The 20,659-nt window shown below is 64.2% G+C and carries 13 protein-coding genes; 9 read left to right on the top strand and 4 right to left on the bottom strand.

All coding sequences use genetic code 11. From position 1 onward, the window contains the following. Nucleotides 1-119: 119 nt before the first annotated feature. The gene (gene clpP, locus NNJEOMEG_RS11965; protein WP_235956941.1) at nucleotides 120-728 is read left to right on the top strand and encodes an ATP-dependent Clp endopeptidase proteolytic subunit ClpP; all 609 of its coding nucleotides are present in this window, start codon (nucleotides 120-122) and stop codon (nucleotides 726-728) included. A 52-nt stretch (nucleotides 729-780) separates the two neighbouring features. Further along, nucleotides 781-2,034: an ATP-dependent Clp protease ATP-binding subunit ClpX gene (clpX, locus tag NNJEOMEG_RS11960; protein WP_173084723.1), complete on the top strand. Its 1,254-nt coding sequence runs from the start codon at nucleotides 781-783 to the stop codon at nucleotides 2,032-2,034. Nucleotides 2,035-2,194: 160 nt separating this feature from the next. Here clpX and NNJEOMEG_RS11955 read toward each other — a convergent pair whose 3' ends face one another. The 3 genes from NNJEOMEG_RS11955 to NNJEOMEG_RS11945 form a co-directional block, all read right to left on the bottom strand. Continuing rightward, a complete protein-coding gene (locus tag NNJEOMEG_RS11955) occupies nucleotides 2,195-4,108 on the bottom strand; it encodes a hypothetical protein (RefSeq protein WP_173084721.1) in 1,914 nt (637 codons plus the stop codon). Nucleotides 4,109-4,997: 889 nt separating this feature from the next. Beyond that, on the bottom strand, nucleotides 4,998-6,716 hold the full coding sequence (locus NNJEOMEG_RS11950; protein ID WP_173084719.1) for a GGDEF domain-containing protein: 1,719 nt from the start codon (nucleotides 6,714-6,716) through the stop codon (nucleotides 4,998-5,000). Then, nucleotides 6,706-7,926: a branched-chain amino acid ABC transporter substrate-binding protein gene (locus NNJEOMEG_RS11945; RefSeq protein WP_173084717.1), complete on the bottom strand. Its 1,221-nt coding sequence runs from the start codon at nucleotides 7,924-7,926 to the stop codon at nucleotides 6,706-6,708. The genes NNJEOMEG_RS11950 and NNJEOMEG_RS11945 overlap by 11 nt, the downstream gene beginning before the upstream one ends. Before the next feature lie 306 nt (nucleotides 7,927-8,232). On the opposite strand from NNJEOMEG_RS11945, the gene lon reads away from it, so the two are divergent. Continuing rightward, nucleotides 8,233-10,689: an endopeptidase La gene (lon, locus tag NNJEOMEG_RS11940; RefSeq protein WP_173084715.1), complete on the top strand. Its 2,457-nt coding sequence runs from the start codon at nucleotides 8,233-8,235 to the stop codon at nucleotides 10,687-10,689. A 241-nt stretch (nucleotides 10,690-10,930) separates the two neighbouring features. Here lon and NNJEOMEG_RS11935 read toward each other — a convergent pair whose 3' ends face one another. Further along, nucleotides 10,931-12,016 (bottom strand): hypothetical protein, encoded by a 1,086-nt coding sequence (locus NNJEOMEG_RS11935; RefSeq protein WP_173084713.1) that lies wholly within the window; start codon nucleotides 12,014-12,016, stop codon nucleotides 10,931-10,933. A 390-nt stretch (nucleotides 12,017-12,406) separates the two neighbouring features. Between NNJEOMEG_RS11935 and NNJEOMEG_RS11930 the strand changes: the two genes are divergently transcribed. The 6 genes from NNJEOMEG_RS11930 to NNJEOMEG_RS11905 all read left to right on the top strand — a co-directional run bounded on the left by NNJEOMEG_RS11930 (nucleotide 12,407) and on the right by NNJEOMEG_RS11905 (nucleotide 20,642). Then, nucleotides 12,407-12,907, top strand: a complete 501-nt coding sequence (locus NNJEOMEG_RS11930) for a 4Fe-4S dicluster domain-containing protein (protein ID WP_173084711.1) — start codon at nucleotides 12,407-12,409, stop codon at nucleotides 12,905-12,907. Nucleotides 12,908-13,071: 164 nt separating this feature from the next. Continuing rightward, nucleotides 13,072-14,376, top strand: a complete 1,305-nt coding sequence (hisD, locus tag NNJEOMEG_RS11925) for a histidinol dehydrogenase (protein ID WP_173084709.1) — start codon at nucleotides 13,072-13,074, stop codon at nucleotides 14,374-14,376. Nucleotides 14,377-14,395: 19 nt separating this feature from the next. After that, nucleotides 14,396-15,292 (top strand): phosphoribosylaminoimidazolesuccinocarboxamide synthase, encoded by an 897-nt coding sequence (locus NNJEOMEG_RS11920; protein WP_173084707.1) that lies wholly within the window; start codon nucleotides 14,396-14,398, stop codon nucleotides 15,290-15,292. 128 nt (nucleotides 15,293-15,420) lie between these two features. After that, complete coding sequence (locus NNJEOMEG_RS11915) at nucleotides 15,421-17,478, top strand: acyl-CoA dehydrogenase family protein (RefSeq protein WP_173084705.1); 2,058 nt, start codon at nucleotides 15,421-15,423, stop codon at nucleotides 17,476-17,478. 241 nt (nucleotides 17,479-17,719) lie between these two features. Beyond that, complete coding sequence (locus tag NNJEOMEG_RS11910; RefSeq protein ID WP_173084703.1) at nucleotides 17,720-19,576, top strand: 4Fe-4S ferredoxin; 1,857 nt, start codon at nucleotides 17,720-17,722, stop codon at nucleotides 19,574-19,576. A 259-nt stretch (nucleotides 19,577-19,835) separates the two neighbouring features. Next, entirely contained in the window at nucleotides 19,836-20,642 is an 807-nt protein-coding gene (locus tag NNJEOMEG_RS11905; protein WP_173084701.1) for an electron transfer flavoprotein subunit beta/FixA family protein, read from the top strand. Nucleotides 20,643-20,659: the final 17 nt, after the last annotated feature.

Here is a 20,659-nt window from a genome sequence, read left to right as displayed (position 1 = left end):
CGCCGGGGCGGCCCGCAGGCCGCCCCGGCCTTTTCGCTTGCACGCCCGCCGGACGGCTTGCTACCATGCAGGATACAACAACGCCGGATTCACGCCCGGCGCGCAGCAAGGAGACCACCGTGCACGCGCAGATACCCATCGTCATCGAGACCACCGGGCGCACCGAGCGCGCCTACGACATCTATTCGCGCCTGCTCAAGGACCGGATCATCCTCCTTGGCACCGCCATCGACGACCACGTGGCCAACGTGGTCTGCGCCCAGCTGCTCTTCCTGGAGTCCGAGGACCCCAAGAAGGAAATCTCCATCTACATCAACTCGCCCGGCGGTTCCGTCACGGCGGGCATGGCCATCTACGACACCATGCAGTTCATCTCCTGCCCGGTGGCCACCCTCTGCATGGGCAGCGCGGCCAGCATGGGGGCCATCCTCCTGGCGGCCGGGGCCAAGGGCATGCGCTACGCCCTGCCCAACTCCCGCATCATGATCCACCAGCCCTCCGGCGGCTTCCAGGGACAGGTGACCGACATCGACATTCATGCGCGCGAAATCCTGCGCATGCGCGAAAAGCTCAACCAGATCCTTGCCAATCACACTGGCATGAATATTGATAAAATCCGGGACGACACGGAACGCGACTACTTCATGAGCTCCGAGGACGCCGTAACCTACGGGCTTATCGACAAAGTGCTCGCTTCGCGCCAGACCCAGGAAGACGAGAAGAAATAGCCTCCGCAACGCCGCCCGGAAGGTTTTTCCCCCGGGCGTCAGGGAAGACGCCATGACCAAGAAAAAGAATCCCGTATCCTCCGAGCTGAGCTGCTCGTTCTGCGGCAAGAGCCAGGACGAGGTGCAGCGCCTCATCGCAGGCCCCGACGTCTACATCTGCGACGAGTGCGTCTCGCTGTGCAACGAGATCATCGCGCAAGAGAGCCTCAACGAGGAGACAGTGGACGGCAAGCTCCTGCCTCCGGCCGAGATCAAGCGCCTGCTCGACGAGTACGTCATCGGCCAGGACCAGGCCAAAAAGATTCTGGCCGTGGCCGTGCACAACCACTACAAGCGCGTGTTCTACGCCGGCGGCGCCAAGGGCGACGACGTGGAGCTGGACAAGTCCAACATCCTGCTCATCGGCCCCACCGGCTCGGGCAAGACCCTCCTGGCCCAGACCCTGGCGCGCATCCTCAAGGTGCCCTTCGCCATCGCCGACGCCACCACCCTCACCGAGGCCGGCTACGTGGGCGAGGACGTGGAGAACATCCTCGTCCAGCTCCTGCAGAACGCCGACTACGACATCGAGGCCGCGTCCAAGGGCATCATCTACATCGACGAGATCGACAAGATCGCGCGCAAGTCCGACAGCCCCAGCATCACCCGCGACGTGTCCGGCGAGGGCGTGCAGCAGGCCCTGCTCAAGATCATCGAGGGCACCGAGGCCAACATCCCCCCCAAGGGCGGACGCAAGCACCCCCAGCAGGAATTCATCCGCCTCAACACCTCGAACATCCTGTTTATCGTCGGCGGCGCCTTCATCGGCCTGGAAAAGATCGTGCAGCAGCGCATGCGCGGCGCGTCCCTGGGCTTCGGCGCCAAGATGGACGGAACCCGCGAGGACGACGTGTCCAAGCTGCTGGTGCAGTCCCACCCTTCGGACCTGGTGAAGTTCGGCCTCATCCCGGAGTTCGTGGGCCGAATCCCCATCATCACCTCGCTCACGGAGCTCTCCGAGGACGACCTCATCCGCATCCTCACCGAGCCCAAGAACGCCCTCGTGAAGCAGTACATGAAGCTCTTCGAGCTGGACAAGGTGCGCCTGCGCTTCACCTCCAACGCCCTGGCCTCCATCGCGCGCAAGTCCATCGAACGCAAGACCGGCGCGCGCGGCCTGCGCAACGTGATGGAAAACATCATGCTGGACATCATGTACCAGCTGCCTTCGCTCAACGGCGTCACAGAGTGCGTTATCAACAAGGCCGTGGTGGAGAAAGGGCAGGACCCGTTGCTCTTCTACCAGCAGGAAGTGAAGACCGCGTAGCCGTATCGAATCCAAAGCACTTAGGGGAGAGCAGCAGCTCTCCCTTTTTTTTGCAAATCACACCAAGGCCAAAGCGTGCGTTACGCTGCTCACTTGCTCCACGATTTGCACACATTGATGGTGCGATGCTGTGTCAGGCCCGTCCGATAGCGCTCGGGCGTCAGCAGCCGCTGAGTTTTACGCTGAGAAGGCCAATTCCGAGCGTTCTGCTGTCGCCATCGCCAAAATGCGAGGGCGAGAGCGCATCATTGACAATGAATTCAATGACGGCATGACCGCTCAACAGAAGTTCACCCGGTACCTCTACGATATACTTTTGGACACCGGATTCAAGTTGCACGGACTTGACATCTCTTCCGTTGATACGCACTTCAAGAAGCCTAGATGTTCTGCCCGGCCATACGGGAATTGTTGCAATAAATTCGAGCGTCATTCCGAGATTCGGAGAAGGGACGGTGAACGGCAGGTAGGAAACGATGCCGGAGCTCCATGCTCCACCCCATGGTTCGGGTGTGTGCCACCCGTTGCGATGGAAGAACATCTTAGGCAATTCGTTTACCTTGTAAAGTACATTAGGCTTGAGGTCGAAGTTTATGCGGTCGAAGTGTAACGGGTTCCAATTCAGAAGTGCATTCCGACCGAGCATTTTTTTGTACATTATATATGTCTTCCAGTATTTGTCCAAGTTAAATCCAGCATGATGTGTCACTTGCGAAAATGGATCGACAAGAGTTCGTATGTTTGCGTCATGCACAGGCTTTTGACCGCATCCGAATGCGAGTTGCCGCGCAAGACCCCATGGTTCCACATAGTCGTTCATCACCTGGCTTGAGTCTACGTTGTGATAGTATGTAAATGCAGACGAAAGACCGACAAGTACAGACACTATTACAGGAAGAAATCGCCCCAAGGGGTTGCGAATTGTCGCTAAATAATTGACAAACAAAGACATTGCAGCAATCGCCCAAAAAAATGCGAACCTGCTGTCGATGTACGCTGCCAGGCGGATGTTCTGATACTTTGAAGTAAGGGCTAATGGAAGGGTAGTGAATGCGGAGAGCAGGATGCAGAGGCCGATGATCACGCCTCGATTGTTTGGTTTTAGGGCCCGCGACATGGTCCGATAACACAGATATGTGCACAACAGGGCGACCAGCAGCATGGCCACGAAGTATGCCGACGGAAGAAAGTCTAGAGAGAACTTGAAGTCGTATAAGTCCTGCCTCGCCAAGCTTATACATCCAACAGTATGCTCAAAAATAGTTTGAGCAATAAGCAAGGGGTTGGATTTTGTTGAGACGACGGCTCCAGCGTATGATGGAGATGAAAATGTCCTTAGGGTGTATTGTGTTAGTCCGGAAATCAATACGGGTGCAATGTCAAGCAGCAGCCTTCTGGAAGAGGCAAAACTGAACAACGAGCGCTTCATTGAAAATGGTGAATTCAGAAAATATATCACATACTCAAACAGTAGCATTGTCATTCCGAATATAAAAACGTAGTCTGACGCAAGATAGCATATGCAGCATATGAGAACACCAAGCACAAGGTGCGCCGACTGAAAACGGCAGGCTCCAACTTCATGTCTTTGAATAATGATTCTTGCCACAAGCAACACCATGAGTGGCAGAGTTGTGGCAATATTGTGGCTGTTTGGCGGGAGGTTGTTGAGGTCCAACACCTGAAAAGAAACAGTGAGAACCATCACCAGTATAAATATATCGCTTTTGATGGCCTTTGAAAAGTAATAGGCAAACAGAGCGTGTGTGATAAAAAATATGACTACATATACAAGTCTCGCGAGAAAGTAGTCCGATGCAAGCTCGATCCAAAATGTGAAGGGAAAGAATAAACTCAGCCTTCCTGATTCGAGAGTTGTTTCAAGGGCAAGAGAAAATACGTCATTTAGGCCCTCCATCGCCCTGTTGTGTATTGCCAGCTGATCCGGCGTCAATCGATATCCTGGCAGAAACAGTAAAACATGCGGTATGTAAACTAGGGCTGTCAATACATACAAAATGTGTGCGCTTTGCACTCCGCAACATTTACCGGCGTGGCCTGTATTCTCTTTCATCCCATATCCTGGTTGCATTCCGAAATTTTCCAAATGCTGTACAGAGTGGCGGTTGTAACCCGACGCCGACGCCCAGCGGATGGGAGTTTAAGCCGGATTGCCTGCCGCGTCGGTCTTCGTTCTGGCCTTCTCAAGATGACCTGCGAGGACAGCCGAGTTGGGGTCCCCCCGTTTGTTTCCCCGGAATGGTCGGAGGTTTTCTGTTGGGGTCATCGAAAAAGGTCAACGGCCGCTGTTAATTTCTGTCACTGGATCCAGAATCGACTGAAAGTCTTGATCCCGGAAACGCTTACCGACTGACGTCATTGTCGGATACTCCACCAAACCATCGCTGTCCGATCGTGGCGTTTCGATCACGCGGCGATCGATGTCTCGGGGAGTAGAAACGGTTCCTGCGTACACTTGTCAAGCATGCCGCAGTCCCTGCACCCTTTGTCCGGGAGGATTACGTCGTTGCGCCGCTTTGTGCCCCTTGATGAACCGCGCCTCGTCTTCGACAGGGGCATGCGATGTTTTGTCCGGAACTTGCTGGAGTACATACGGCCCCGGCGCCAGGAAAATTCGTAGCGCCCATGGGTGACGCACCAGGACGTGCCTGTTGTTACAAGGCCGCCCGTGCATTCTGTCACGGTGAGCGGTCTGGGAACTCCGTGCTGGAGCGGTCCGGGAGACGTATCCGCGGGTGGGTGCTCATCAGGGTTCGTTCCGGGTCAGAATCCCTTGCAGCCTTCAATAGACGCTCGTGTCGCCGGAGGGGGCCCCACGTCGTCGGGCATCGGGATATGGATCATGTTGCTGCGGATCGTTGCGAAAATTTCATTGAATTCTCTGGGCTGATTCCGGGGCGGTCACGTTGCTTTCCGGACTGTTGCGAGTGGATACCCAAAGCCTAGATACATATCTCGATGCGGTTCCTGCCGTTCAATTTGGCCCGGTAGAGGGCCGCTTCGGCGCGGCGCAGGAGCGATTCGCCGTTCTCGTCGTCGTCGGGCACGCAGGCCGTCACGCCGAAGCTGGCCGTTACGTGTCCCACCAGGGAAAACTCGATCTCCCCGATGGCCTCGCGCAGCCGTTGAGCCTGCTTGGCCGCCACGTTGGCGTCCGTCTCCGGGCACACCAGCAGGAACTCCTCGCCGCCCCAGCGCCCCACGGTGTCCGTCTCGCGGGCCAGGTCTTCCAGGGCGTCGGCGATACGCACGAGCACGAGGTCGCCCACCTGCTGGCCGAATCGGTCGTTGACGGTCTTGAAAAGGTCCACGTCCAGGAGGATCACCGAGAAGGGCGCGCTGTGGAAGCGCTTGTGGCGGCGCAGTTCCGCGCGCAGGGAGTGTTCCAGCCTGCGACGGTTGCACAGGCCCGTGAGCCTGTCTGCAGGGGAGAGTTGCAGCAGGGCGCGTTGTTTCGCGTCGAGCGCCCGCCTGCCGAGGTCGAGTTCCCGGTCCTTCCCGCGCAGTGTTTCCTCCAGATGGTCCACAAGTTCGCGGATGCGTCCGGTCATCTGGTTGAAGGCTTCGGCCAGCGCGCCCAGTTCGTCGCGGCCGCCCGGGTCCACGGTCACCTCCAGGTTACCCGCTCGCACCCGCTCGGCACCGCGCGTTATGGCCAGGATGCGCCATGTGACGCCCCGACTGACGTACGCCGCCGCGCCCGCGGCGCAGGCGATGCCCAGAAGCGTCATGCCCAGGTTGATCCACAACGCCGCTCCGCTGACACGCTCGATGCGTTCCCGGCTGCGTGTCACCTCGTCCTGGGAGATTTTGCGCAGTTCCTGGGAAATGGGGTCGATGGTCTTGGCCTGGAGGGACATGTCGTTGATCTTGGAGCGCACCTCCACGTCGGCGTCCAGAACCCTGGAAGCCAGGGTTGCATAATCGTCCACGAGGTGGATGGCCTCCAACTTGCGTTGCATGGGCATGGAGTCCATTTCGCCCAGGGCGAGCCTGATCCTGGAGAGCTTGTTGAACGCCAGCTGCATGGAGGGACGTTGGCGCGTGATGCGGTAGCGCTTTTCATCCAGCTCCGCCTCGCGCACGAGGAAGCTCAGGTTCGGGTTGCTGGCGAAGACGGCCTTGAGTTCCGCCATGCGCTGGTCCAGACGGGTTTCCAGCCCGTTTTCAGGATCGGCCAGGGCGGTGAGCAGGGCCATGCTTTCGAGCATCACCGTGGAGAAACGCTTGGCGATGGAAAGGTAGAGGGTGATGTCCATGTTGCGCCGACGCAGGGACTCGCCCGCGACAAAGGCGGGCATCAGGTTCCTGAGCTCCTCGTTGACGGCGATGACGCGGGCCGTGGCGGCGAAGGCTGGCTGGCCGTAGGTCTCCTGCGCCTTGGCAAACCCCACCTCCTGGTAGGTGAGCAGGAAGTCGCGGTAGAGGCGGCGGGCCTTTTCCAGACCTGCGTCCATGTCGAACACCTTCTGGCGCACGTCCATGCTGGTCTGGATGTCGGCTTCGGCGTCGTGGATGATCATCATGGAGGCGAAGTTCACCGCGCCGCCCAGCACGAAGGCCGCCAGCACCACGGCAAAGGCGAGTCCGAACCGGGAGGTGACGCCCAGGCGCGCCCGGACGCCGGGAGCAGGGGAGGAGGGGGCTGGGTCAAGGGGCATGGGTGAACACGACGTTGGCCTTGAGCCCCTTGACTCCCTGGGAAGAATCCTCCAGGCGCAACACGTTGAAGCTTGGTCTTGCGCAGTCGCCGAACTCGTTGCAGGCCAACAGACCGCCGACGCCCTTGTGGTCTCGCGTGGCGTAGAGGGCGTCGCGCAGGGCCTGGCGGCCGATGCGCACGGAGCCGCCCGGTCCTTTCTGGGCGGCCTTTTCGATGGCGGCGAAGAGGATGCCCGCCGCGTCGTAGGCGGAGAGCCAGTAGTCCGTGGGCGGGTCCTGCTTGAACTTCTGGACGTACTGGGCGGTCAGCGCGGCCACTTCCGGCCCCTGGGGCGGCGGGGTGGGCCCCACGAAGTACATGCCCACGGCTGCCGAGGACACGGCGTCCAGGAAGGATTGGTCGATGAGCGCCCCGTCGCTCATGAGCACCAGGTTTTCCAGGCCGGGGGTCTTGCGCGCCTGTGCGAGCACGTGGTTGCCTTCGGGCTGGAAGAGGGGAAAGAACACGAGTTGCGCGCCGGTTACGGCCACGGCCTCCAGCACGGGGGCCATGTTGGCGTCTCCCTTGTTCACGGTGGCGCTCAGGGCGACCTTGCCTCCCAGGCGCTCGAATTCGGTGCGGAAGCCCTCGGTGAGCCCCCGGGTGTAGATGTCGCCGTCGTTGATCACGGCTGCCAGGCGCAGGCCGAGTTTCTCGAAGGCGAAACGGGCGGCGGCGGGGCCGGCGAACTCCTCGTTGGGAGCGGTGCGGAAGAAGCCCGGCTGCCACTTGGGGGCCTTCTGTCCGCCGATGGAGGTGAGGAACGGGGCGCTGTTGTTGCCCGAGATCATGGAGAGCCCGGCCTCGGTCATCACCTGGGCGGCGGTGGCGGCGTCGGCCGAGCAGGTGGTGCCGAAGATGGCCAGCACGGCCGGGTCGGAGACGATTTTCAGGGCCGAGACGGCACCGCCCTCGGGCTTGCAGCCGGTGTCCTCCACCAGCAGGGAGACCTCGCGGCCCAGGAGCTTGTTGCCCCGCTTCTCCAGGGCCAGTTCGAAGCCGCGCAGCTGGTCCTGTCCGATGACCGCCACCTTGCCGCTCAGTGACTGGATGACGCCCAGGCGGACGGGCTTGCCCGGTGCAATGGTGACGCAGCCCAGGGGGTCGGAGCAGGGCTGCTGCGCTTCGTTCCTGGAGCAGGAGACGGCCCACGCGAGACACAAAAACATGAACGCTGCGACGTGAAACAGCCTGCGTTTGCCCCGTGTCATTCTCCCTCCAGGATTACGGTCGGATGCGGCTTGAACGGTTCGTCCATCCGATCCAATCAGTATTTTGGCGGCCCATCGTTGTCAACAGCAGCCTCGAAGGGCGTGCCCCCGGGAGATCCCCTTCCCGTAACGTCCGGGCAGCGCATTAAAATTGTTTCACATTTTGATGATTTGACATTTCCAGGGCCTGTCTTAATCTCTCTTGCCTTTCGTTGTGCCGTCTCGCGCCCCTCCGGCGCGGACAACCATTCCCAGGAGGCCAGAATGACCAGCATTTTCTCCGATGACCAGCCCCGCCGGGCGGACCGTCTCCGCCTGCCTGTGATGAGCCTGCGCGAGGTGGTCATGTTCCCGCGCTCCATCGTGCCCCTGTTCGTGGGCCGGGAGGCCTCCATCAAAGCCATCGAGAACGCGGTCTCCACCTACGACAAGAAGATCTTCCTGGTGGCCCAGCGTGCCCCCGAAACCGAAAAGCCCCAGGCGGACGACCTGTTCCGCATGGGCACCGTCTCCAAAATCCTCCAGATGCTGCGCCTGCCCGACGGCACCATCAAGGTGCTCTTCGAGGGCCTCTACCGCGCCGAGTGGGACGAGGACGGCCTTGAAGGCTTCGAGGACGACTTCCCCACCGCTCGCGTCTCGCGCATGGCCGAAGACGACGGCGAGGGCAGCGAGGCCGAGGCCCTGGTGCGCACGGCCCACGAAGCCATGGAGCACTACGGCCGCATCAACAAGAAGCTCGCCCCGGAAACCATCCTGGCCATCAACGCCCAGACCGCGCCCGGCCGTCTGGCCGACGCCATCATGCCCCACCTCAAGGTGGACTACATCAAGAAGCAGGAGATTCTGGAGCAGCTCGCCCCCGTGAAGCGCCTGGAAGAGGCCTTCGCGCTCCTGCAGGGCGAAATCGAGATTTCCTCCATCGAGAAGAAGATCAAGAGCCGCGTGAAGCAGCAGATGGAGAAGAACCAGCGGGAATACTACCTCAACGAGCAGCTCAAGGCCATCCACAAGGAAATGGGCCGCGACGAGGACCCCCTTGCCGAGGTGGCCGAGTTCGAGCAGCGCCTCCAGGAAAAGGACATGCCCCAGGAGGCCCGCGAGAAGGCCCTGCGCGAGCTCAAGAAGATGAAGCACACCCCGCCCTCCTCGGCGGAGTACACGGTGGTGCGCAACTATGTGGAATGGATCCTGGACCTGCCCTGGAACACCCTCCAGGACGTGACCATCGACGTCACCAAGGCCAAGGAGATTCTCGACGCCGACCACTACGGCCTGGACAAGCCCAAGGAGCGCATCCTCGAATACCTGGCCGTGCAGAGCCTCGTGGAGAAGATGAAGGGCCCCATCCTCTGCCTGGTGGGCCCCCCGGGCGTTGGCAAGACCTCTCTGGCCAAGTCCATCGCGCGGTCCATGGACCGCGAGTTCGTGCGCCTCTCCCTGGGCGGCGTGCGCGACGAGGCCGAAATCCGCGGCCACAGGCGTACCTACGTGGGCGCGCTGCCCGGCAAGATCATCCAGTCGCTCAAGCGCGTGAAGTTCAACAACCCCGTCTTCTGCCTGGACGAGGTGGACAAGATGTCCACCGACTTCCGGGGCGACCCCTCCTCGGCGCTCCTCGAAGTGCTCGACCCCGAACAGAACTACGCCTTCGGGGACCACTACCTGGACCTGGACTACGACCTTTCCAAGATCTTCTTCATCACCACGGCCAACTCGCTGCACTCCATTCCCCTGCCCCTGCAGGACCGCATGGAGATCATCCGCATCCCCGGCTACCTGGAGACGGAGAAGCAGGCCATCGCGGAGAACTTCCTCCTGCCCAAGAAGATCGCGGAGAACGGGCTCAAGCCCGGCAACATCAGCGTCTCCAGCGAGGCCGTGCTGGAGATCATCCGCCGCTACACCCGCGAGGCGGGCGTGCGCAACGTGGAGCGCGAAATCTCCTCCTTGTGCCGCAAGGTGGCCCGCAAACTGGTGGAAGGTCACGACCGCGAGGCCAAATTCCCCATCGACGGGGAGAACGTCCAGCAGTACCTGGGCGTGCCCAAGTTCCGCTACGGCGAGATGGAGGAGGCCCCCCAGGTGGGCGTCTCCACCGGCCTGGCCTACACGGAGCTGGGCGGCGAGATGCTCATGGTGGAGACGGCCCTCATGCCCGGAGCGGGCAAGGTGGAGATCACCGGCAAGCTGGGCGACGTGATGCAGGAGTCGGCCCGCGCGGCCCTGAGCTACATCCGCTCGCGCTCGGCCAACTTCGGGCTCAAGCCGGACTTCCACAAGGAGATCGACATCCACATCCACGTGCCCGAGGGCGCCATCCCCAAGGACGGCCCCAGCGCGGGCATCACCCTGGCCACGGCCATGGTCTCGGCCCTCTTGAACATGCCCGTGCGCAACGACCTGGCCATGACCGGAGAGATCACCCTGCGCGGGCGCGTGCTGCCCATCGGCGGCCTGCGCGAGAAGCTCCTGGCCGCCCACCGCGCCCAGATCAAGAAGGTGCTCATTCCCGAGGAGAACGCCAAGGACCTCAAGGAAGTGCCCGAGGCCATCCTGAACGGCCTGGAGATCGTCCAGGTGAAGCACATGGACGAGGTGCTGGCCCAGGCCATCCTCTGCGAAGGCCCGGACAAGCTCTTCTGCGGGCGCGGAGCGGGCGTCGCGCCCCTGGCCGCCAGTCTGCTCAAGGAAGAATACCAGGGCCAGACCAGGCACTAGGCCGCACGGACGCCGCAAAACCCAAAGGCCGGGATTGCTCCCGGCCTTTTTGCGTTCTCCGGAGGGGTACTCCGGCCTTTGATAGGGGGCATCCTCTTGTTCTGCGGCATATCCGCCCGCCGCTCCCCCCGATTTCGCCGACCACGCCCCTGCCGTCTTCCCCAGTCCCTCTCGGGGCGCGCTGCGTCCCACGCCCTTGCCGCCCCTGCCGGGTTCGGCAAGGGCGGCGGGGAGCCGACCGTTACTCAACGCTGGCAAGCAGCAAGAGAGGGGGAATGATGATCCTGAGTCGCTCCTTGAGATCCGTGTAGTTCTGGGACGCCCAGGTTTCCGTGAAGCGCATTTCGCCTGCATCGATCCGGATGACTGCCCCGAAACGGTAGTGGTTGAAAGCGAAGATCGCGCCGTTGAAGGAGACGTCTACCTTGATTTCGTAGGAGTCGGCACGGGGCCCCTTGGTGAAGGACAGCACGTTGGCGTGGATGTCGCGTCCCCCGCCCACCAGCGAGACGATCTTCCGAGCGGCCTCCTGGGCCTTTGCGTCCACGTCGGCTTCGAGCTGACGGCGCGACATCCCCGAGAACTGGTGGCGGAAGCCCTCGAAGGTCATGGTCCTGCTCTCGGCGGTCACGCTGGCGTCGGCCACGATGTAGCAGTTGCCGTAGGCGTCGATGTTGTCGCGCATCTTCCTCTGGAAATCGTCGAACCGGTTCGAATCGCGAAGGTCCAGCACGCCTTCGGCCTTGTCCACGGTGTAGGTGACCGCCAGGGACCTGTCGTTCATGGGATACAGGGTGATCCTGGTCTGGAAAGGCTTGCCGTATTCCCTGCGCGCTGAGGGCTTGCCGTTCTCCACGGGCATGGAGGAGAGCGCGATCCCGTAGGAGACTTCGTAGGGACGGTTGACGAAGTCGGCGCGCAGAGTGAACTGCATGCTGGCGGAGCGCTTGGGAGTGCGGACCGTCTGCTTCGCGCAAACCGACGGAAATTCGCTTTCGCAGAGCGTTACCTCGAGCTGTTCGTCTCCGAAGAAGTCGTCCGCGTCGAGCTTCAGGCTCGTGACCGCTCCGACGATCCTGTTCTCCACATAGACCCGCCCGGCGCTCTTCACGGTGAGCGATTGCCTGAGGAATTCCGGGTCTGGCTCGGGCGAACCGATCACCGGAATCCTGCGAGTGCCGCTCGACTCAATGCGCAACTGGCCCTCCGCGTCGAAGGAGACCCTGGAGGACAGCTCCCTGCTGTAGATGTCGTAAGCCCGGCATTCCTGATGGAATACGAAGATGCACGCGAGAGTCGCCAGGAAGATGGTGATCCTTGAAGTCATGAGGCCCCTCCTTGAATTGTGTCCGCGTCTTCCGCATCCCGGTTTCGGGGAAGATTGGACGGGCGCGTTGTGTTCGGCTCGCCTGTTCCTTGTCGGCGCCTGACCGGTCCGTCCCGACGATCTCCCGTCCCTTGCCGGGATGTCCGAGGGGACCGTGGTCATGCGCGCGTCTTGATCCCCAAGACGGACCCGGGGGCGAAGTCCGTCGTCCGGGGGGCCGCTATTTTTGAAAATGACCGCAGAGGTCCGTATTTTCGGTGAAATTCCGAGGAATGCAATACCATTGCGATATGATTAACGGGTGGTGCCTGGTGTCTATTCATCCTCCGACGGTCTTCATTGACAAGTTTGTCCCAGCCTTTATTACATAGATGTAAGGGGGGCCTTATCATGAGCAACTTCGTTGTGATCCAGGATGCGGACAAGTGCGGCCATTGCGAGGCGTGCGTGGCCAAGTGCATGAAATCGAACCATTTCCCGGCTAGGGTGCGCATGGCGGACATGGTGTCTCCCCACCACACCAAGGTGGGGACGCATCACTTCGCCTTTCTCTCCTGCCACCACTGCGAAGACCCCAAGTGCGTGCACGCCTGCCCGCACGGGGCCATGGTGCGAACAGAGGAGGGCGTGGTGCGCGTCTCCGAGGAAAATTGCCACGGCTGCGCCGAGTGCGTGCACGCCTGCCCCTGGCACGTGCCGCGTGTGCTGGGCGACACGCCCACGGTGAAGTGCAATCTCTGCGGAGGCAAGGCAGGACACGGCGAACAGCCCGAGTGCGTGCGTACCTGCCCCAAGGGCGCCCTGCGCCTGGTGCGCATCCAGGAGATGGGCCTTGAAGGGCGGCCGGAGTACGCCCAAAAGTTCTTCATGCGCAATTTCCTCAAGGGCTGATTCTGCGTTTCCGGCGGGCGGCATGAGGGGCCGCCCGCCGGAACCGTTTGGCGTCCGCCGCGTCCGCTAGCCGCCCCGGAGCCTTCGCTGTTTGCCCGCGCCGCCTCTCGACAAACACCACCTCTTCATCTATCAAGCCGCCAACGACGCCATCAGGAGCCCTCATGCCCTGTCCCCGCATTGTCATCCAGCGTCAGGCCGATTTCGATCCGCTGCTCGCCAAGCTCAAGGGCCGGGAAGACCCCGGCCAGGACGTGGAAGCCCGCGTGCGCGACATCCTGGCCTACGTCCAGGCCCAGGGAGACGAAGCCCTGGCCGATTTCAACCGCCGCTTCGACTGCCCCTCCTTCGCCGCCTCCATGCTGCGCGTGCCCGAGGCCGAGATCCAGGCGGCCGAGTCCCTGGTGATCGGCTCGGACCTGGCCATCATCCGCGAGGCCGCCGCCAACATCCGCGCCTTCCACGAACGCCAGAAACAGAACTCCTGGTGGACCACGGGGCCCGACGGCGTGATCCTGGGCCAGATGGTGCGCCCCGTGGACTCCGTGGGCCTTTACGTGCCTGGAGGGCAGGGGGGCGAGACGCCGCTCATCTCCTCGCTGCTCATGAACGCCATCCCCGCCCAGGTGGCGGGCGTGGAGCGCATCGCGGCCATCTCGCCGCCGCGCGCCGACGGCACGCTCAACCCCTACATCCTCGCCGCAGCGGCCATCCTGGGCATCCGGGAGGTCTACCGCGTGGGCAGCGCCTGGGGCATCGCCGCCCTGGCCTTCGGCACCCGCACCATCCCCTCGGTGGACGTGATCGCCGGGCCGGGCAACATGTACGTCACCACCGCCAAGCGCCTTCTCGTGGGCCAGGTGGGCATCGACATGATCGCAGGCCCCTCCGAAATCGTCATCCTGGCCGACAAGAGCGCCCCCGCCGCCTGGCTGGCGGCCGACATGCTCTCCCAGGCCGAGCACGACCCCCTGGCCGCCTCCATCCTGGTCACGGACAGCCCGGCCCAGGCCGACGCCGTGCTGGCCGCCTTGCGCGACCAGCTCGAACGCCTGCCCCGGGCCGAGATCGCCCGGCGCTCCCTGGCCCAATGGGGCGCGGTGGTCGTCGCCCCGGACATGGACGAGGCCCTCGCGGCCGTGAACCGCCTGGCCCCGGAACACCTGGAATTGGCCGTGGAAGACGGCTGGGGCATCCTCGGGCGCATCCGTCACGCCGGGGCCATCTTCCTGGGCGCGGGCTGCCCCGAGCCCGTGGGCGACTACTTCGCCGGGCCCAACCACGTGCTGCCCACCATGGGCAACGCCCGGTTCTCTTCGGCCTTGTCCGTGGAGACCTTCATCAAGAAGTCCAGCCTCATCGCCGCGCCCCCGTCCTACGCGCGCAGGCACGGGGCCAAGATCGCGAGGCTGGCGCGCCTGGAGGGCCTGGAGGCCCACGCCCGCTCCGTCGAGTGCCGCAACGAATAGCTCCCCGGAGGACCCGACCATGCAAGTGGCCGTCACCACCGACATCAAGGAATATCCCCTGATTTCCAGAGGCAAGGTCCGCGACATCTACCAGGTCGCCGACGACGCCCTGCTCATCGTCACCACGGACCGCATCTCCGCCTTCGACGTGGTCCTGCCGGACCCCATCCCCTTCAAGGGCGTGATCCTCAACAAGATCACCACGTTCTGGATGCGCATGTTCGATGGCGTGGTGGAGAACCACCTCCTCGCCGTGGACGTGGCCGACTTCCCGGCCAAGCTCAAGCCCTACGCCGACATGCTGGAGGGCAGGGCGGTGCTGGCGCGCAAGGCCAAGCCACTGCCCATCGAGTGCATCGTGCGCGGCTTCATCACGGGCTCGGGCTGGAAGGACTACAAGGCCACCGGCAAGGTCTGCGGCCACGAGCTGCCCCAGGGGCTCGAGGAGTCGCAGATGCTCGAAGCCCCGCTCTTCACGCCGTCCACCAAGGCCGACATCGGCCAGCACGACGAGAACATCACCCTGGAGCAGGCCAAGGCCCTCACCGGCCAGGACGTGTTCCACAAGGCCCAGGAGACCGCCCTGGCCATCTACTCCAAGGCCCGCGCCTACGCCTCGGGCCGGGGCATCCTCATCGCGGACACCAAGTTCGAGTTCGGCATGATCGGCGACAAGCTGATCCTCATCGACGAGGTGCTCACGCCCGACTCCTCGCGCTTCTGGCCCGCGGAGGGCTTCAAGCCCGGCCAGGGACAGCCCAGCTTCGACAAGCAGTACCTGCGCGATTGGCTGGAATCCGTGGGCTTCAACAAGAAGCCCCCCGCCCCCGCCATGCCCGAAGAGGTGGCACGGCGCACCCAGGCCAAGTACCTGGAGGCCTACCAGGCCCTCACCGGCGAAAGCCTGACCTTCTGAATCCGGAGCGGCAGGAGGACGCGCGGCTTCGCGCCACGTTGACGCGCCCCTCCCGATGGCGTAAAAACATTGAATTTCGCGCCGTATCCGGCCGTCTTTTCGCAAATCCAAAGGTGATAGGAACACTCATGGAGACCCTTCGCACGCTTCCCGGCGACGATGTCCGCCAGATCATGTGGCGCTTCGCCGACCGTTACGACATCCAGATGACCGTACAGTCCGCCCGCTCCCTGGCCCGCACCCTGGTGGCGCGCCTGGTGGCGGAGGGCGCGCGCCACACCCACGAGTGGACCGACCACAAGGCCCAGCTCCTCGACGCCTTCGACTCCTCCGGGCTCACCGCCCTCTTCATGGACCCCCACCAGGGCGGCTTCATCGAGGGTCCCAAGAACCTCGCCCTGGCCCTGGTCGCCTTCGAGCTGGCCTGGGTGGACGCCGGTGCGGCCACCTGCTCGCTGGCCACCAACCTGGCCCTGGCCCCCATCCACGAACGCGGCACCCCCGACCAGCGCGACTCCTACATGAGCCGCTGCGTGCCCCCCCAGCCCGGCGAGGACCGCACCATCATCCGCGGCGCCTTCGCCCTCACCGAGCCCCTGCCCTACGTGGGCGTGGAGACCAACACCCTGGTGGGCAAGCTCCGCGTGGCCGAGTGGGAGGAGGGCAAGGAGCCCATCCTCCAGGTGGACAAGCGCGGCCGCTTCATCACCGGCATGGACTTCGCCAACTTCGCCACCTGCGCCGTGGACACCGACGATCCGCGCATCAAAACCTCCTGCATCGTCATCGTGGAAGACACCGACGAGGGCCTCTTCGACCGGGGCGCGCCCACCCTCAAGATGGTGCACCAGCTTTCCTCCACGCGCGACCCGGTGTTCAACCTGAAGGTCCCGGCCAGCCGCATCGTGGGCGGTTACACCGTCAAGGACGGCGTCATCGTTCCCAACTACACCCACTCCGAGATCATCGGCGCGGTGTTCCACCGTACCCGCGTGCCCGTGGCGCTCATGTCCACGGCCAAGCTCCTCTCGGCCGTGGAACCCGTGATCCGCTACCACCGCCAGCGCTTCCGCGGCGGCGACGCCCAGCCCGGCACCCCCAAGTTCGACCTGGGCATCCAGCAGAAGCAGGACGCCGTGCTGCGCCTGGCCGAAGTATGGGCCATGGGCGAGGCCGGAGCCTCCCTGGGCTTCGAGACCGCCCGCCTCTTCGACCAGCTCGACCCCTCCGAGAAGGAGAAGGACCGCATCTTCTCCGAGCAGGGCATCATGGGTCCCAAGTCCCAGCTGTCGGCCCTTCGCAAGGTCGAGAAACAGGCCATCGAGCTCCTCGGCCTGGAAGCCCAGCCCGAAGGCCAACGCGACGAGGCCCGCATCGAGGCGCTCAAGGCCGACCCCCTGGTGCGCTACGCCACCCTGGAGGCCCTGGCCAACATCCTCTGCCCGGCCTGCAAGCTCTGGAACACCGGCCAGGGCGCCAACATGATGCGCGAAGTGCTGGCCCTCATGGGCGGCTACGGCATCACCGAAGACTGCCCCGGCTTCCTCTTCTACAAATGGACCGACTGCCAGCTGGAAGCCACCTACGAAGGCCCCGAGGCCGTGCAGCGCCGCCACCTCTCCATCACCATGACCAACGAGGTCTTCCTGGCCAGGCTGCGCATCTGGATCGAGGAGTTCAATATCCTGGCCGCCACCCGCCCCGAGACCGGCGCGGGGGCCGTGGCCGCCTCCATGGAGCTGTGGCTGTGGACACTGGAGTTCCTCCACCGCGCCAAGGACCCCTCCGGCGCGCGCCTCTACCACAACCGCCGCCAGAACGTGACCTTCCCCATGGCCGACGCCCTCTGCTGGGTGATGGCCTCCCGCGCCCAGGTCGGAGACGTGCTGGAGCTGGCCGAGAAGGGCCCCGAGAACCCCATCGTGGCCGAGGGCCTGGAAGGCACGCTGGGCTTCTTCGCGGACCTCTCCATGGTGCAGGCCGCCCGCGCCGCCGGGGAGTGCGCCCGGGTGTGCGCCCAGATGGTCTACGGCTTCGGCCCCCAGGACGAGGCCGAGCTGGCCGCCTTCGAGGCCCTGCGCGCCGGAATCGACCGCGCCACCGCCGGGGCCGCCCTGGCCAAAGACCGCGCCGGCCAGGCCCTGACCCAGGTGATGATCCCCGAGGCCCTGGACTACCCCCAGTAGACCGGCCCCGGCTGACGAACGACGATCCGGCCGCCGGACGCTTTTCCGCACGGAAAGGCGTCCGGCGGCGTTCGCGCCCTGAGGCCGTCCTTGGTGACGTCTCGCGGGCATCGTGAGCGGCGGCCCTCCCGACGGGGAGAGCCCGCTGCGGGCCAAAGGGCCGCGCCCTTTGCGATCCTTTGATTCCACAGACCTTACCGTGACCCCGGACGCGCCGGGGCTGCCCAACGAGGGAGAGAGCATGTCGGAGATGGAACGCCAAAGCATGGACGTGGACATCGTCTGCGTCGGTTTCGGCCCTGCCATGGGCGGATTCCTCACCACCCTGTCCCGGGGCCTCATGAACCCCGACGGCACGCCCGCCGTGGAGAGCGCCGTCATGCCCGGCATGCCCCCGCAGGTGATCTGCTATGAGCGCGCCGACGACATCGCCGCGGGCGTCTCCGGCGTGGTGAGCAAGGCCCGGGGCATCCGCGAGACCTTCCCGGACTTCGATCCGGCCCAGGTGCCCCTGTGCGCCGAGGTGACCCACGAGAAGGTGGCCTACCTCCTGGACCCCCACGGCGCGAGCCGCCGCCAGGACCTCCTGGACATCAAGGACGGCCTCATCCGCACCTTCGGCAAGCACCTGCCCTTCTGCGGCGAGCATTCCGTGGAGCTGCCCTGGATTCCCCCGTTCCTGCGCAAGGAGCCGGGCCTGGTGTTCTCCCTGGGCCAGTTCAACCAGTGGGTGGGCGCCCAGGTGATGGCCGAGGGCGTGGCCCAGGTCTGGCCCGGCATGCCCGTGGACAAGGCGCTGGTGGAGGACGGCCGCGTGGTGGGCGTGCGCCTGGTGGACCAGGGCGTCACCAAGCAGGGCGAGCCCGACGCGGGCTACATGCCCGGCATGGACATCAAGGCGGCCCTCACCGTGATCGGCGACGGCCCCGTCGGCCCCGTGGGGCGCGGCCTGGACGACGCCATGGGCATGCCCCACGGCCACACCCGCCGCGACTGGGCCCTGGGCATGAAGATGGTGGTGGACCTGCCCGAATCCTGCACGCTGCCCGAGGGCTTCGTGCTCCACACGTTCGGCTATCCGGAGCCCGACATTTTCGGCTTCCTCTACGTGCTGCCCGGGCGCGTGGCCTCCCTGGGCATCTTCGTGCCCTCCTGGCTGGACATCCCCGTGCGCACCGCCTACCGCTACCTGCAGCACTGGATCACCCATCCCTACCTCTGGCAGCACCTCAAGGGCGGCGTCATGCGCTCCTGGGGGGCCAAGTCGCTCCTGGAGTCGGGCCGCAGGGGCGAGCCCTGGCTGGTGGGCGACGGCTACGCCCGCATCGGGGAGGGCTCCGGCACCACCAACGTGCTCACGGGCTCGGGCGTGGACGAGGCCTGGACCTCGGGCGTGCAGCTGGCCGAGGGCGTCCTCGAACTGCTCAGGGCCGGAAAGCCCTTCAGCCGGGCCAACCTCAAAGAGGCCTACGTGGCCCGCAGGCGCGCCTCGCACCTGGAGGCCGAGGCCAAGGTCGCCGAAAAGTCCCGCGACGGCTTCGGCAAGGGCTTCATCCAGGGGCTGATGGGCATGGCCCTCACGGGCTTCACCGAGGGCAAACTGAACATGTGCGGCGACCACCGCGCCCCCCACGAGCGCGTGCCCACCCTGGAGGAGACCTACTACCCCCAGATTCCCGCCGCCGAGTTGGCCAGGATGCGCGAGGAATGCCGCGCCAAGGGCGAAGCCCTGCACGACGCCGTGATGGACCGCGTGGGCTGGCCTAAAATCGAATACGACGGACAGCTCCTGGTGTCGCACCAGGACGCGCTGCTCCTGGGCGGCAAGGTGCAGGCCCCCTTCGGCTACGCCGACCACGTGGTCTTCGTGGACCCGCAACTTTGCGAGGAATGCGGCGAGAAGATCTGCATCGACATGTGCTCCGGCCAGGCCATCACCATGAACCCCGAGGCTGGCGTGCCCCTGTTCGACCGCGAGAAATGCGTGCACTGCGGAGCCTGCCTCTGGAACTGCTCCAAGGCCCACCCCAATGACCCGGAAAAGACCAACGTGGACTTCCGCGCCGGTGCGGGCGGCCTGCATTCGGCCGAGAACTAGACGCTGAAGTGACGCTTGAGATAACGACGTAAAGAAAGCCTCCGGCGGCCAAAGGGCTACGCCCTCTGGACTCCCATTCCGCTTCGCGTCGCGTGCCGGGCCGCGCACGCGGCCCGGCACGCGACGCGAAGCAATTGCGGGTCCAGGGGGATCATCCCCCTGGCGGGAGAGTCCAGAGAGGGCGGCGCCCTCTCTGGTGGGGTCCGGGGCGAAGCCCCGGCCGCCGGAGGCCATCCAGACACGACCTGAAGGAGAATCTATGAGCGCTGGCTATCATATCGTGGTCTGCGGCGGCATCGTGCCCGATCCGCTCCAGACGCTCGAACCCGTGAAGGGGCCCGCCGGGTGGGGCCTGAAAAACGAGCTGATGCTTCCGGCCATCCTGGACCCTTGGGCCGGGCATGCGCTGTTCGAGGCCGCCAACCTGGCCAAGAACGCGCCGGGCAGCAAGGTCTGGCTGGTGAGCATGGGCCCCAAGGCCAAGCTCCAGCAGGTGATGATGACCATCGCCCAGAAGGTGCCTTTCGAGCTGGTGGTGCTGGACGGCCCGGCGGGCGGCTTCGTGGAGGCCCAGGCCGTGGGGACCGCCCTGGCCGAGGCCATCGAGGCCATTCCCGGGCTGGACAAGTCCCGCCTGCTGGTGTTCGGCGGCTGGATGTCGGCCTCGCGCGGGGCCGGAGCCACGCTGCAGATCGTGGGCGAGAAGCTGGGCATCTTCGAGCAGTTCCAGGGCGTGGACAAGCTGGAAGTCCAGTCCGGCGGCGCGCTGCGCCTGCTGGAGCGCGTGGAGGGAGGCAGCTACCAGGAATCGACCCTGGACGGCCCCCCCGCCGTGGTGGGCTGGGCTACGGGCGAGCTCCCCGAGCCCCCCAACAACCCCCAGGTGGGCATGCAGAATATGCGCCTGGTGATGCCCGCCCTGCAGAAGGCCAAGCCCGTGAAAGTGGAGGGCGGCCCGGAATATCTCTCGGTGCAGGTGCCCAGCCAGAAGCGCGAGACCCGCGTGGTGAAGGACACCCCCGTGGACGAGATCGCCAAGGAGATCGTGGACTGGCTCAAGGCCTAGTCGCGGTCGGGTGGCAT

It is taken from the genome of Fundidesulfovibrio magnetotacticus (assembly GCF_013019105.1).
Lineage (GTDB): Bacteria > Desulfobacterota > Desulfovibrionia > Desulfovibrionales > Desulfovibrionaceae > Fundidesulfovibrio > Fundidesulfovibrio magnetotacticus.
The sequence above is the reverse complement of the archived record's forward strand: the minus strand, read 5'-3'. Positions and strand labels throughout refer to the sequence as shown.